Genomic DNA, 14,238 nt, shown 5'->3' with positions numbered 1-14,238 from the left:
TACATCATTTTTCCCTGTATTATTAGCATTTTATTACGACTTATGGGAATAATTAAAAAATTTTGACCTTTTTTATTTATAAATATATAAAAATACTTCTATTTTTATACTATTTTATCAAAGTTTTCATGATTTTTATATAGTTTTCTTTGTATTTATGTTCTTTTAGGCTGATAAGTATGATTCTTGTCATCCTTTTTTCTATATTTATTCGTTAAATTCACTACAAATTCCGGCGACAGCTGCTCAGCAGTCTTACATGTGATGAGCATGGTAGCCATATATAAGTCATAATTGTCTGTTGAACCGGCACGGATCTGGCTCAAAAAGTAGTAAATCATATTGCGCTTCGCTTCATTGAACTGCTCCATCGTGCAGCGTGGATAAACGTTGAGCATCTCATCATATTTCCAATAGGGATACTGAAAGAGTACATCTTGAATCGAACTCACCAATATACGTTCCTTCTGATGAGTACAGGAAATACAAAGTGACTCCCCCGCTTCAATGAGCAGCCCGCAGGACGGACATGGGTGATACCCCTTCGCCGTCAGCACGTAGCGCTTCTTATACTGTTTAATCTGTGCCTCCCGAAAGGCTTTACGCATACTTTCACTGCTGATCTGCGCACAGTTTGCATCAATCTCCGCAATATCTTCGTCGGTTAAATGAATTTTTGCAAAATCAATGCGCTCCCGATTACGAAAATCCTCCCACACACCGACGAGCTTTTCTTCCACGCGGTAAATGGTGCTGCGCTTGTTCATTTCAAGCTTAATATCCGTAATTACAGGCTCGCTATAATCTGCACTGTAAAATTCGTTAATTTTTTTAATCAGCTGCGGCTTGCTCATCTGCAATTGCTGGAGCCACGCCGATGTATTGGCGCCGATAACAATGACTGGCGGCTTAATGGCGATAAGATTGCAATACTGACTGATTCGTTTACCTACAACCTCGGACCAGTAGTAGTACAATTTCATAACAGGAATTTTCGGATAAAAAACGTAACCGTCATAGGAGCGGGATTTCATAATGAAATCCATAGTTTGATTAAAATCTTCCAGCTTATGATTTCGCATCAGCGTCACGCTCCCCACAACGAATTACCATTACATCGGACAAGGTTTTAACATCTTCCAGGTCCGTAGTCGTTATAAATGTCTGAATTTTACGATGAATAAAATGCAGTAAATTTTGACGGCGTTCCCCATCCAGTTCGCTAAGCACATCATCCAACAGTAAAATCGGATACTCGCCCACTTCCGATTTAATGTACTCCAACTCGCTGAGCTTCAACGATAAAATCGCCGTCCGCTGCTGTCCTTGAGAACCAAATCGCTTCAAGTCCATAGTGCCCGATAAAAATCGCAAATCATCGCGATGCGGTCCGATTGACGTAGTCATGCGGCGACGATCTTCCGGCAACGCCTTTTGAAGGGCTTCATAAAAATCGGCAGCCTCCACGATACGCTTATCCGGACTATAAGACTGTTCATACTTTATGGTCAAATTTTCTTTTCCATTTGTAAGACGACGGTTCATCAAATCCAGAAGCAAATTAATCTTACGCAAACTGTCCAGCCTCTTTTTCACAAGAAATGACGCAGTCTGCGCCAGCTGGCGATCCCATTCTTCAAAGGAAACATTCGGGCGTCCATAAGAATCTTTCAATAACTTATTCCGTTGCTGCAAAATCTTATTATACATATGCAGCTGTTGGTAGTACGTAGCACTGGTTTGAGAGATTTCCACATCAATAAAGCGACGTCGCAAGGACGGAGAGCCTTTAATAAGCTGCAAATCTTCAGGACTGAAGATAACCGTATTCAAGGTACCCATCAATTCCTTCTGAGAAATGCGATTGCTGTTAAGGCGGATTTCTTTTTTCTCCCGTCCGCTCAACTTCAACGTCACCTTCTGGGTCGTATCTTTCTTTTCAAATTCAATGACAATACCGGCCGCCTCTTTACCGAACTGAATGAGATCACTGCTCTCATTGGTTCGGTAACTTCGGCCAATCGTACTCACATAGAGGGATTCCAAAATATTACTCTTCCCCACGCCATTAGGGCCATAGAGCACAATAATAGCGGGGGAAAAGTTCCATTCCGAATGATCGTAGTTGCGAAAGTTAATCAGTTCTAAGGAGTGAATATTCACTCTTCGGCCTCCTCTGCCACAACTTGCCAGCTGCCTACGCCTTCGATGCTGACTACATCGCCGGGATAGATTTTTTTACGCTTTTGCGTACATTCTTCCCCATTTACGAGCACTACATAGTCGTCGAGGATAAATTTAATCTGGCCGCCTGTTTCAATGATACTTTCCAATTTTAATAATTGATCCAATTTATTATAAGGGGTATGTATAAATACCGGTGTTGCTTGCATAATAAGCCTCCTTATTTGCGAATCGGTGTTACTACATAAGTATAATTACTGTTATTGTCCTGACGAATAACAACCGGTCCATTTTGCTTTAAGTACAAGTGAATCAGATCACCTGTGCTGTGACGTAAAATATCACTAATATATTTACTGTTAAAAGAAATTGTAAACGGTGTACCTTTAAATTCGCACAATACTTCCTCTTTGGCTGCGCCAATATCGGAGTTTTGAGCTGTTAATGTTACTTCTGTTTCATTCCAATCATAGCGAATTACATTGTATTCCGCATCTTTAGCCAACAAAGACACACGGTCTACGGCACCGGCAAAATCACGACGATTTAATACGGCGCTGGAGTCGAATGTAGAAGGAATTACTTTATTGTAATCCGGGAAGTTAGCTTCGATTAGACGGGAAATCAAGTATACAGTGTCAAAGATAAAAGCTACTTGGGAACGGTTCCAAATAATGCGTACCATAGTCGGATTGTCCACCGGTAATAAACGGGACACTTCAGCCAATGTTTTGGTAGGAATGATCATACGCATTTGATTAGGTACTGCTTCCTCTAAGGCTACTTTTTTAATGGCCATGCGATATGTATTGGTAGCTACCATAGTTAATTCTTTGTCGGAACTTTCCAATAAAGCGCCGGTATACATAAACGCGTTTTGGTCTGTTGAAGCGGCATAGTTTGTTAAATCAATCATTTCTTTCAGTTTTTCACCATCAATATCGATATGATACTGGTCATGAATTTGATCAACTAACATAAAATCGTCTAAATCCATCGTTACTAAGTTGAATTGAGATGATTCTGTGCTGATTAACAATTGGTTGCTCTGTTCGTTGGTTTCTAAAGTAATAATTTCGCTTGGTGTTTTACGGATCCAGTCTTGGAAGTAACGCATACCCAATACGATAGTACCTTCTTCAATAATAGTAGCATCTACAGTAATCTTAATACCAATCTGGTAATCGTTGGCCTGCATTTCAACTTTGTTGTCTTTAGTTGTTATATAAATAGAGCCCGGTAAATTTGAACTGGTTTTGTTTTGGCTAACTTTTGAGAGGGCATTGATAGCTTTTAATAAATTATCTTTCGAAAATTGGATTTTCATCGGTTCAAGTGCTCCTTTATTAATAATATTTTTTTAAATTGAAGTTCAATTAAATAATAATAATAGTAATAAGCCCTGTGCACAAGTGGAAAAGTGTGAAAAACTCAGTCAGAGACTGAATGTACACATGTTAATAATGATGTGAACGGAAAATTTCACTTATTCACATATACACAGTTTGGCTAATATGCTGTGAATAACGTTGATTTTGGTCACACTATACACACAGTGTGTACACACCCTATCCACATACTTATACACAGGTGGAAAACCATTGATTCTATAGAATAATCACCTCGAAATGCTTTAACTGCAAGGTGTTTTCCCTATGGTAATCTACACATATTCATGATGTATTAGTATCTATTTTAGATTAAATAAACTATTATTAATACATATTAAGTGTTTTCACGAATCTTATTCGTTATTTCTTCAATTAATCGTCTGGTTTCTTCGTCTTTTGTTATATCTTTAGCAATCTTAGTATACGCATGCAATGCAGTCGTATGATCTTTCTTGCCAAAGGATAATGAAATTTGAGGATAACTTTCATCCAATAATTCGCGACATAAGTACATAGCGATTTGACGAGGGTGTGCATATTGTTTGTTGCGTTTCTGCCCTACGAGCAAATCTTTCTTAATGTGGAAGAATGAGGCGATGAAATCCTGAATATAGGTAATGGATAAGGCCGGTTTTTCTGTGGCCGGTAAAATATTATCTAATACTTTAAGCGCATATTCCACTGTAATATTGTGGCTCTGATTCTGAATTTCCGCTACCGTAATGAGCTGATTGAAAGCCCCTTCCAATTTACGAATACTGCCGCGGCTGAATGTTTGAGACAATAAGCGAATAACGCCGTTGTCTACGTGTAAGTCAGGGTTCTTTTCACGTTCATTGTCCAAGTTGGACAAGAGAATGGCTTCCAGTACTTCCGGACTTGGCGGATCGATAGTTACGACCAGGCCGGCGGCGAAACGTGTTTTTAAACGCACTTCTGTATGCTGCAAATCTTCCGGCAACACATCACTGGTTAAAATGATCTGCTTATTCATTTGAATTAAATCATTAAATGTATGGAAGAAGTCCTGACGAGTACCGTCTTTTGTTTCGAAGGCCTGTACGTCGTCCAGTAGGAGTACGTCAATATTATGGAAAATATCTTTTGGCACATCGCGGTTTTTATTTAAGGAATCTAAATAGTATTCAATATACTTCTGCGCCGGTACACACATAATGCGGGCAGCCGGGTTATTTTTTAAAATCTGATGGCCAATAGCGTGCATCAAATGTGTCTTACCCATACCGCTTTGTCCGTAAATGTAGAACGGATTGTGTTCGCCCGGTGATTTAGCTACTTCCTGAGCCAGTGCTTTCGGAAGCACATTGGTGCCCGTCGTAATGAAATTATCAAATGTATATTTAGGATCCAAAATGGACGCTGCCAATATGGTCTCTTCCTGTTTCGTATACGTCTTCTTAGGCGCAGTTACGGACGAATCATTATACTTAGGTGCCGGTGTATCCTGCGCTTGAACTTGAGGACGGGTTTGGTTTTGAGGTTGTGCATCATTGGTAAATAAGCTGTCCTGCGGAATCCCCTGAACGCGGTCGCGTCGTCTGTTTGCACGGTTGTTGTCGATTACAACCGGCTCTTCATAAACAGGTTTAATAGGGCGCATCGAATGTCTGGCCGATTTTGGTGCATCATAGCCCAGTTTTTGTCGTGCTTCTTCAAAGGAGCCCACATAGCCGGTATCTGTCGGAAAATCATCGTCCAACATAGGAGATACTTGAGAGGCGTTTGTATAAGGCGGTTCCATTGGAGGCACTGTAGGAGATACGGCGGACACATCTTCGTAGCCGTCAGTTACCGGTGATACTGCAGGTGCTTGCTCATAGGCAGCGGGAGCTGTAGGGGCCGCTTCTTGTGGCTCAATCGGTTGCGCTGCTTGCACGGTTTGAGCAGTTTGAACAGGCGGTGCCGTTTGTACCGGTTCGTCTGCCGGGGAGCTCGACTCCTGAACGCTTTTTATAGTAAACGTAAGGGTGTGGTCGCTTTCCGGTTTTACCTGTTTCCAAATTCTATTTAAGGATTTATTTAAGTTAGTACTTATGGAAGAATCAGCTTGAATGATTTCACGAATATAATTTTGCATGGTCATGAGGACCAGATTATTTTTAGATTCATCAAGTTCCACCGGCAGCAGCCAATAAATGGTGGTCTTCCAGAGCGTCGGATCCATACGCGTACGGCTATCTTCGCGGACTTGGCTCCAAAACTCATTGAGATTAATGCTGGGCATAGACATTCCTTTCCAAGAGTTAGATATATGTGAATATCTTTAATTATAAATTATAAAAAACTGTGTATAACTTTTTAAAATCTACAAAAAAAGACAAAGAAAAAGGTTATTACAAGCGTTAAACACGGGCTTCTTACACATCTTGACCGTACTGTGGATAACAAGTGCATAAGTTGTGTATATCTTGTTTATAACCTATTAATATACTCACATATATGTAAATTCTTACTCATATAGTTTCTTTTCTTTTCCCTTATATTCTAACAGAAAAGCCCGGCCTTGTCATGGCGTATTACATATGCACACCTTCTTGACTGTGCATAAATCGGAGCTCTTTGTGCTATTTTGTATATGAAGAGTTAGATTTAACAAATTTTATACTATATAGAGCATGAAAAAAATACATGTGAATATGAGATTTTATAATTGCTTTTTCAAAATGAATGACAATGGCCTTTGACCGGGTTGTGGTAAATTATAATATAATAGTATATATAAGGAGAATAGGCGGGAAAAAGTGGCGGAAAGTATTGACAGAACAGGCCTTTATACTTATACTTATACTGTTATGGTATAAGTAATTACTAGACCAATCTCAAGGAGGTGTTTTATACATGAAACGTACTTACCAACCAAATACGCTTTGGAGAAAACGTACTCATGGTTTCCGTGAACGTATGAAGACTATTGGCGGTCGTCTTGTATTGAAAAGACGTCGTGCTAAAGGCAGAAAGAAATTATCTGCATAATATAATAGCTTTTAGGCAGGAGAAAAAACTTGGCGCTGCTGCCAAGTTTTTCTATTCATAATGGCATAGGATGTAAGAATGAACGAAGTAACATATGGCTTAGATAAAGCACGAAGAATTCGTAAAAATAATGAATATCGTCTTGTCTATAGACATGGTACCTATGAAGTAGGTCGTTTGTGCGTAGTCTATCGTATGCCCGTAGCGAAGCAGTCCACCCGGATCGGTTTCGTAACAGGTAAAAAGGTAGGCGGCGCCGTGGAGCGCAATCGTGCGCGGCGACTGATGAAGGAAGTATATCGCCTGAATCAGCATAAACTGAAAGAAGGGTATGCCATTGTCGTAGTGGGTCGGGCTAAACTGAGCAAAGCAACCTATGAAGAGGCCTGTAAAGAGCTGATGTATCTTTTTAGAAAGTGCAAATTGCTGAAGAGCACTAAGGCGTAAGCGCTTATAAAGAGGTAGTTCTATGAGGTATATAACATATGCAATCAATCTGATATTGATTGGCCTGGTCCAATTGTATCGATATTGTATTTCGCCATTAAAACTGCAATCCTGTCGTTTTTATCCCACCTGTTCGACGTATACTTTAGATGCATTACGCAAATATGGTCCTTTTAAAGGCAGCTATTTAGGAATTAAACGGATTTTAAAATGTCACCCTTGGCATAAGGGAGGCTACGATCCATTACCTTAATAGCACAGTTTTGGAAATGCCGAAGTGTCTGTATGGATGAAATATAGACCATACCATAACGAGATATGGACATGTAAAGGATAGGATACGTCACATTAGACTCAATATAGGAGAAGACAATTGGGAATCTTTGACGCATTAGTTGAATTTATGCAATCCCTGGTTATGTACAGTTTCGACTTTACAAAAGCTATCGGGATTCCAAGCTACGGCATTGCGATTATTTTGCTTACGATTGTAATTAAAGCAATCTTATCGCCTCTTACAGTAAAACAAATTAAATCTATGCGCGGTATGCAAGCCTTACAGCCGAAGATTAAAGAACTTCAAAACAAGTACAAGAATGATCCTAAGAAATTACAGGAAGAAATGGGTCGTCTTTACAAAGAGCTTGGTATCAATCCGTTATCCGGTTGTTTACCATTGATTGTACAGATGCCGTTCCTTATTGCAATTTTCTATGCCCTTCGCGATTTCCCATATGAAGCAGGTTACGAAAACTTCTTATGGTTGCCAAGCCTCAGTGTGCCGGATCATCTGTATATTTTACCAATACTCAGTGCCTTGTCTACTTATATTATGAGTAAACAAAGTGGCAGTTCCGCAACCGGTGCTGCTGCAGGGCAACAACGAATCATGCAGATTTTCATGCCGTTGTTTATTGGTTATATCAGTTTGAACTTCGCTAGTGGTTTGGTTATATACTGGGTTGTGTCCAATATATTCCAAATGATTCAGCAATTCTTTATCTATCGTAACGATAATAAGGAGAATTAATTATGGATTTTATTGAGATTTCAGCAAAAACGGTTGAAGATGCAATTGCTAAAGGAAAAGCTCAACTGGCCAGTGAAGGTAAAGTAGTTGTAGACACGAAAGTGTTGGAAGAGCCGGCAGGCGGATTCCTCGGTTTCGGTCGCCGCGATGCATTAATCCGTATTTATTTTGAAGAAGCTGCTGAATCCGAATCTGAAACTGTAGTTGAATCTGCAGTGAAAGAAGATGTGATTCCGGCTGCTAAATCTGAAGAGCCTGTTGTTTCCTCTGAAGTAGCTGATGAAGTGGAAACAGCTCCAAAGAAAGATGCTAAACCAAGCCTTTCCAAGGAAGAGCAAATTCAGATTGCCGATAAAGGAAAACAATTTTTGAATGATATGTTTGCCAAAATGGGCTTAACCGTTCAAATTGAAAAAATGATGACCGCTGATAAGATCACCTATCAGATTCACGGTGAAGAACTGGGAATTTTGATCGGTAAACATGGTCAAACCTTAGATGCTATCCAGTACTTAACAAACTTGGTAGCTAACAAAGAATCAGCCGGTCGTTGCTACATCGTAGTGGATGTGGAAAACTATCGAGCTCGTCGGGAAGAGACGCTCGTAAACTTAGCCAAGCGATTGGCTTCCAAGGTTAAACGCAACCGTCAAAAAATTGCGTTGGAACCTATGAGCGCTTTTGAGCGTAAAGTGATTCACTTAACCCTACAAAATGATCCTCACATTGTAACAGACAGTGAAGGGGAAGAACCATATCGTCATATCGTAATTGCGTATAAGCGATAAAGTTAAAACCCGATCTTTGATCGGGTTTTATTTTTAAATAGTATGTTTATATAGGAGTTATACTATGTACACAGAAGATACCATTGCCGCGATTGCAACGCCTCCCGGAACCGGAGGGGTGGGTATTATTCGCGTAAGCGGCCAAAAAAGCTTTGATATAGTGAATTCTATATATAAAGACAGTCAAACCGATTTACTTGTAAATCGTCAAAATAGAACCATTCAATATGGTAAGATATACAATCCTCACGAAAACGACCAGGTATTGGATGAAGTGCTCCTTTTGTTGATGAAGGGACCTCATTCGTTCACGGCGGAGGATGTAGTGGAAATACAGTGCCACGGCGGTATTGTAGTAGTACGTGAAATTTTGAAATTACTGCTTCGACAGGGTGCCCGCTTGGCGGAACCCGGTGAGTTTACGAAACGTGCCTTCTTAAATGGCCGTATCGATTTGACTCAGGCGGAAGCTATTATAGATATTATAGAGGCAAAATCTGAAAAATCCTTATCTGTAGCGGTGAATCAGTTAGATGGGACATTGGCAAGACTGATCCGCAATTTGCGGGAAGAGCTATTGAACTTGGTGGCACAACTGGAAGTAACAATCGACTATCCGGAAGAAGACATCGAAGAATTGACCTTGGAAGAAACAGGTCAGAAATTGAAACCTATTTATGAACAGATGCAACAGCTATTGGCGACAGCCAATCGGGGCCGTCTGCTTCGTGACGGTATTTTAACGGCCATTGTAGGCTCGCCGAATGCGGGCAAATCCAGCCTGATGAATGCGTTGCTCCGCGAAAATCGCGCCATTGTAACGGATATTCCGGGCACAACGCGAGACAGTATTGAAGAGTCCATCACTATTGAAGGGATTCCTGTGCGTCTTGTAGATACGGCAGGGATTCGCGATACAGAAGACGTAGTAGAAAAACTCGGCGTAGACCGGGCGAAAGAATACCTGGAAACGGCACAGATTATTGTGTGTGTTGTGGATGCGTCCAAGGGCCTTACAGAAGAGGAACGAGAGATTTTAGTGGAAGCATCCGGCGACCATACAATCGTATTCCTAAATAAGTCCGATAAGGGTTCCGTTATTACCATCGCTGACATTGCACAGTTAGGCGAGTTTTCCATGATTGCTCCTATCAGTGCGGCACAGGGCGAAGGGATGGATATTTTGGCGCAAGTGGTGAAAGACCTTGTCTTTGGCGGTACTGTAAGTCAGAGCAATGAGGCACTTCTCAGCAATGTGCGTCATATTACCTTGATGGAAGAGGCGAAAGCACAGTTGGAGCAGGCATTGTCCAATATTGAAATGGGCATGGCCGTAGACTTCGTTGTGACAGACATTCGCAGCGCTTGGGAACGCTTGGGTGACATCAACGGGGACAGCTTGCGAGAATCCTTGGTGGATGAACTGTTTTCCCGTTTCTGTTTAGGTAAATAATCTGTTTTTCTTTTTGGAAACATAAACTGATACGAATGATATAATTAGGATAGGTTGAGGTAATAGCTAAGTTCTAATTGTTAGGGAATTTTATGTAAGATTCCATATGAGAGTAAAGTAGGAGAAACTATGTATACAGTGGACACATATGATGTGATTGTCATCGGTGGCGGTCATGCCGGTTGTGAAGCCGCTCTGGCGGCAGCACGCATGGGTCATCGTACATTGATGGCCACACTTAATTTAGATAATATTGCATTAATGCCTTGTAATCCGGCCGTAGGCGGTCCGGGCAAAAGCCATTTAGTGTATGAACTGGATGCGCTGGGCGGTCAAATGGCGATTAATGCGGATGCTACAGCGATTCAGATGCGCATGCTTAACACAGGGAAAGGTCCTGCCGTTCATTCTTTGCGCGCTCAGTCCGACAAGGTGGCATATCAGCGCCTGATGAAGGAAACCCTTGAAAATACGGATAATCTGAATGTGAAGCAGATTATGGTAAACGAAGTCCTCATCGAAGATGGCGAAGTTAAAGGGATTTTAGGCGAATTAGGTGAAGTGTACGAAGCGAAAGCTATCATTTTATGTACCGGTACCTATTTGAAAGGTAAAATTATTACCGGCGAATTAACGTATACCGGCGGCCCTAACGGTCAGCGTACGGCGGAACTTTTATCTGATTCCTTGCGTAAACACGGCATTGAATTGATGCGTTTTAAAACCGGTACACCGGCTCGCGTCGATAAGAGAACATTAACATTGGACCACATGACGGAACAGCCCGGCGACTCCATGTACCGTGCTTTCTCCTTCATGTCCGATTGGACCGACCGCAATGAACAAATTTGCTGGTTAACGTATACAAATGACGAAACGCATGAAATTATTCGCTCCAATTTGGACCGTGCGCCTATGTACACCGGCATTATCGAAGGTACAGGCCCTCGTTATTGCCCATCCATTGAAGATAAGGTAGTACGTTTCAGCGATAAGAGCCGTCATCAGCTCTTCGTGGAACCGGAAGGAAATCATACGAATGAAATGTATGTACAGGGCATGAGTACCAGCCTTCCAATCGATGTGCAGTACAAATTCCTCCGCACCATTCCTGGCTTGGAAAATGTAGAAATTATGCGTCCGGCCTATGCAATCGAATATGACTGCTTAGATCCGTTACAGCTTTCTCCGGCCTTACAGGTTATGTCTGTAAAAGGCTTATACTCCGCCGGTCAGGCTAACGGTACATCCGGCTATGAAGAAGCGGCTGCACAGGGCCTTATTGCAGGTATTAACGCGGCCTTGTATTTAGAAGGTAAAGAGCCATTTATTTTATCCCGTTCCGAAGCGTATATCGGTGTACTTATCGATGACTTGGTAACGAAGGGGACCCATGAACCATACCGCATGATGACCAGCCGCAGCGAATATCGTCTGCTTCTTCGTCAGGATAATGCGGACATGCGCTTGACCCAAAAGGGCTATGATATCGGCTTAGTAACAGAAGAACGTTACCAACGTTTCTTGAATAAAAAAGCACGCATTGAAGAAGGTTTGGCCGGCTTGAATGAAAAGTCTATCAATCCGTCTGCAGAAGTGCAGGAATTATTGGAAAAAATGGGAACGGCCCCTATTAAGACCGGTATTAAGGCGTATGACCTGGTAAAACGTAATGAATTATCCTATGGCGACGTGGCGGAAGCCTTTGGCTTACAACGTTTCAGTCCTGATGTGGAAGAAGAAATCGACATTATGATTACCTACGAAGGATATATTAAGAAACAGATGGAACAAGTGGCTAAAGTTCGTAAATTGGAAGAAAAAATCATCCCTATGGATTGGGATTATGATTCCATGAAGGGGATTTCCTTAGAAGCTAAACAGAAATTGAATAAGATTAAACCTCATTCAATTGGCCAGGCCAGCCGCATTTCCGGTGTTTCTCCGGCAGATATTTCCGTATTGTTGATTCAATTGGAACAATATCGCCGTGACCAGGAATAATCAAGATAATTAACAAGAATCTTGAAAAACGATGTAATTTGTGATAAGAAAGGAGTTATCAACGATGACAAGTGAAGCATTGAATCAAGAGCTTAACTTCACCGATAATTTACAGGTACAGCTGAAGGCGGCCGGATTTGAAGCGACAGAGCGGCAGCTGGAGCAGTTTACTGATTATTACGAATTACTCATTGAAACGAATAAACACTTGAATTTGACGGCTATTACAGATCCTCACGAAGTGGCGGTTAAGCATATGGTAGACTCGCTCACAGCACTGAGTCCGGTATTTACAGAAGGCGCGTCACTTCTCGATTTGGGAACAGGCGCCGGATTTCCGGGCATACCATTGGCAATTTGGCGTCCCGACTTGAAAATCACGTTGTTTGATTCATTACAGAAGCGACTGACTTTTCTGCAGGGCGTTATTGAAACATTGGGCTTGAAAAATGTAGCAACATTGCATGGACGAGCTGAAGATATGGCTCATACAGAAGCTCATAGAGAAGCCTATGATATCGTAACCAGTCGTGCGGTGGCACGCTTGCCGATTCTGTTGGAATGGTCTTTGCCATATGTAAAAGTGGGCGGTTACTTGGTGGCATTAAAAGGTGCAATTTACGACGAAGAAGTGAAGAGCTCCGACTTTGCCCTACAAACTTTAGGTGGCAAAATCGAAGATATAAAAATGGCAACCTTACCTACGTTAGATGATAAGCGAGCCATTATTTACGTAAAGAAAGTAAAACCTTGCACTAAGAAATATCCTCGCAAACCGAAGGACATTAAAACAAAGCCCCTAGAGAAATAATTGGCGTTTGTTCTAGATATAATCTATACCTAAATATATAATTTCCATATATGCCGGTCTCCCTCTGAGACCGGCTTTTTTATTGACATAAAAGGCTATACAGAGTATGCTTATTTTATTGAAATTCGATTGAATTAGTTTATTAATAGAGCTATAATCGACAAATCATTAGAATTAGATGGAACCAAAGAATTTTACATACTATCGTCGATTTTAAATAATATCATAATTGACCTTATCAAGAGCGACTGAGGGATTTGGCCCTGTGACGTCCGGCAACCGGCCTTGCGCGGTGCTACATCCAACAGGTAACTGACAGATAAGGAGAGGTCCTCTGTCTTGTAGAAGATGGAGGTTTTTTCGTATAAGTTGTTATATTGTATAAGTTGTTATGTTGTGTAAGTTGTTATGTTATAAAAGTTATTAAGTTGTATAAGTTATTATGAAAAGGAGGTCTTAACATGGCAGTGTATAATGGGCGTTTACCACGAATCAACGCAGCAGAGGTTCGACGTTATGCAGGGTTGAAACATGCTGATGACTTCCCTGATTCTTATGTTAACGATGCCTGTTTGGAAGTACAGTTGGCAGCGGTGCCACAGGGAACTTATGAGGCATATCCGTATGATCCGGAGACGGGGATTGTAAGCAGCAATCCGCCATTACAGATTGAAGGCAGTGTGATTCGCAAACATCTGGAAAAATCGGAACGTGTCTATGTGATGGCCGTCACCATTGGAGAAGGTGTGGAAATTCGCAGCGAAGAGCTCTTTAAAGAAGGCAATTATACCTTAGGACTACTCCTTGATGCGGCAGCCACAACGGCAGTAGAGCAAGTAGCAGATCAAGTGAATGAATTGATAAAAAAAGAGGCGGCCAAGGCGGGATATACTACAACATGGCGTTTTAGCCCTGGTTATGGTAATTGGGATTTAACCGTTCAAAAAGAATTGGCTCACATTATTGGTACTCAAACTATCGGTTTGTCTGTAACTGATGCGTTTTTATTATTTCCAAGAAAGTCCGTTACCGCCATTATCGGTTGCATGCCTAAGGGAGAAACGATTCAGACAAAACGAGGATGCTCCTCCTGTAGCCAGCGAGATTGCATGTCCAGAAATGTGTAGCTTTGGGAA

14 protein-coding genes and 1 riboswitch are annotated in these 14,238 nt (G+C 41.4%); of the genes, 9 read left to right on the top strand and 5 right to left on the bottom strand.

All coding sequences use genetic code 11. The features are described 5' to 3' along the window. Positions 1 to 155 precede the first annotated feature (155 nt). The 5 genes from KHZ77_RS03385 to dnaA form a co-directional block, all read right to left on the bottom strand. Entirely contained in the window at positions 156 to 1,082 is a 927-nt protein-coding gene (locus KHZ77_RS03385; RefSeq protein ID WP_295195720.1) for a DUF721 domain-containing protein, read from the bottom strand. Further along, positions 1,069 to 2,163: a DNA replication/repair protein RecF gene (gene recF / locus KHZ77_RS03380; RefSeq protein ID WP_295195718.1), complete on the bottom strand. Its 1,095-nt coding sequence runs from the start codon at positions 2,161 to 2,163 to the stop codon at positions 1,069 to 1,071. Before recF ends, KHZ77_RS03385 begins: the two co-directional genes overlap by 14 nt. After that, positions 2,160 to 2,393: an RNA-binding S4 domain-containing protein gene (locus KHZ77_RS03375; protein WP_295195717.1), complete on the bottom strand. Its 234-nt coding sequence runs from the start codon at positions 2,391 to 2,393 to the stop codon at positions 2,160 to 2,162. The genes recF and KHZ77_RS03375 overlap by 4 nt, the downstream gene beginning before the upstream one ends. Positions 2,394 to 2,404: 11 nt before the next feature. Beyond that, positions 2,405 to 3,511 (bottom strand): DNA polymerase III subunit beta, encoded by a 1,107-nt coding sequence (dnaN, locus tag KHZ77_RS03370; RefSeq protein ID WP_295195715.1) that lies wholly within the window; start codon positions 3,509 to 3,511, stop codon positions 2,405 to 2,407. A 398-nt stretch (positions 3,512 to 3,909) separates the two neighbouring features. Then, positions 3,910 to 5,820 (bottom strand): chromosomal replication initiator protein DnaA, encoded by a 1,911-nt coding sequence (gene dnaA / locus KHZ77_RS03365; RefSeq protein ID WP_295195713.1) that lies wholly within the window; start codon positions 5,818 to 5,820, stop codon positions 3,910 to 3,912. A 614-nt stretch (positions 5,821 to 6,434) separates the two neighbouring features. Here dnaA and rpmH point away from each other — a divergent pair. From rpmH to KHZ77_RS03320, 9 genes are all read left to right on the top strand, one after another. Beyond that, positions 6,435 to 6,569, top strand: a complete 135-nt coding sequence (gene rpmH / locus KHZ77_RS03360; protein WP_006555255.1) for a 50S ribosomal protein L34 — start codon at positions 6,435 to 6,437, stop codon at positions 6,567 to 6,569. 78 nt (positions 6,570 to 6,647) lie between these two features. Continuing rightward, positions 6,648 to 7,016: a ribonuclease P protein component gene (rnpA, locus tag KHZ77_RS03355; RefSeq protein WP_295195711.1), complete on the top strand. Its 369-nt coding sequence runs from the start codon at positions 6,648 to 6,650 to the stop codon at positions 7,014 to 7,016. A gap of 22 nt (positions 7,017 to 7,038) precedes the next feature. Beyond that, positions 7,039 to 7,269: a membrane protein insertion efficiency factor YidD gene (gene yidD / locus KHZ77_RS03350; RefSeq protein ID WP_295195709.1), complete on the top strand. Its 231-nt coding sequence runs from the start codon at positions 7,039 to 7,041 to the stop codon at positions 7,267 to 7,269. Positions 7,270 to 7,419: 150 nt separating this feature from the next. Next, the gene (locus tag KHZ77_RS03345) at positions 7,420 to 8,046 is read left to right on the top strand and encodes a YidC/Oxa1 family membrane protein insertase (protein WP_295195784.1); all 627 of its coding nucleotides are present in this window, start codon (positions 7,420 to 7,422) and stop codon (positions 8,044 to 8,046) included. Positions 8,047 to 8,048: 2 nt separating this feature from the next. After that, positions 8,049 to 8,834, top strand: coding sequence for an RNA-binding cell elongation regulator Jag/EloR (gene jag, locus KHZ77_RS03340; RefSeq protein ID WP_295195708.1), 786 nt, complete (start codon positions 8,049 to 8,051; stop codon positions 8,832 to 8,834). 64 nt (positions 8,835 to 8,898) lie between these two features. Next, on the top strand, positions 8,899 to 10,287 hold the full coding sequence (gene mnmE / locus KHZ77_RS03335; protein ID WP_295195706.1) for a tRNA uridine-5-carboxymethylaminomethyl(34) synthesis GTPase MnmE: 1,389 nt from the start codon (positions 8,899 to 8,901) through the stop codon (positions 10,285 to 10,287). 129 nt (positions 10,288 to 10,416) lie between these two features. Next, positions 10,417 to 12,291, top strand: coding sequence for a tRNA uridine-5-carboxymethylaminomethyl(34) synthesis enzyme MnmG (mnmG, locus tag KHZ77_RS03330; RefSeq protein ID WP_295195704.1), 1,875 nt, complete (start codon positions 10,417 to 10,419; stop codon positions 12,289 to 12,291). A gap of 64 nt (positions 12,292 to 12,355) precedes the next feature. Continuing rightward, positions 12,356 to 13,102, top strand: a complete 747-nt coding sequence (gene rsmG / locus KHZ77_RS03325; RefSeq protein WP_295195702.1) for a 16S rRNA (guanine(527)-N(7))-methyltransferase RsmG — start codon at positions 12,356 to 12,358, stop codon at positions 13,100 to 13,102. A gap of 232 nt (positions 13,103 to 13,334) precedes the next feature. Continuing rightward, a riboswitch (SAM riboswitch) is annotated at positions 13,335 to 13,428 on the top strand. 135 nt (positions 13,429 to 13,563) lie between these two features. Next, the gene (locus tag KHZ77_RS03320) at positions 13,564 to 14,229 is read left to right on the top strand and encodes a vitamin B12 dependent-methionine synthase activation domain-containing protein (protein ID WP_295195700.1); all 666 of its coding nucleotides are present in this window, start codon (positions 13,564 to 13,566) and stop codon (positions 14,227 to 14,229) included. Positions 14,230 to 14,238 lie beyond the last annotated feature (9 nt).

Source organism: Veillonella sp. (assembly GCF_018364065.1).
Classification (GTDB): Bacteria; Bacillota; Negativicutes; order Veillonellales; family Veillonellaceae; genus Veillonella_A.
The sequence above is the reverse complement of the archived record's forward strand: the minus strand, read 5'-3'. Positions and strand labels throughout refer to the sequence as shown.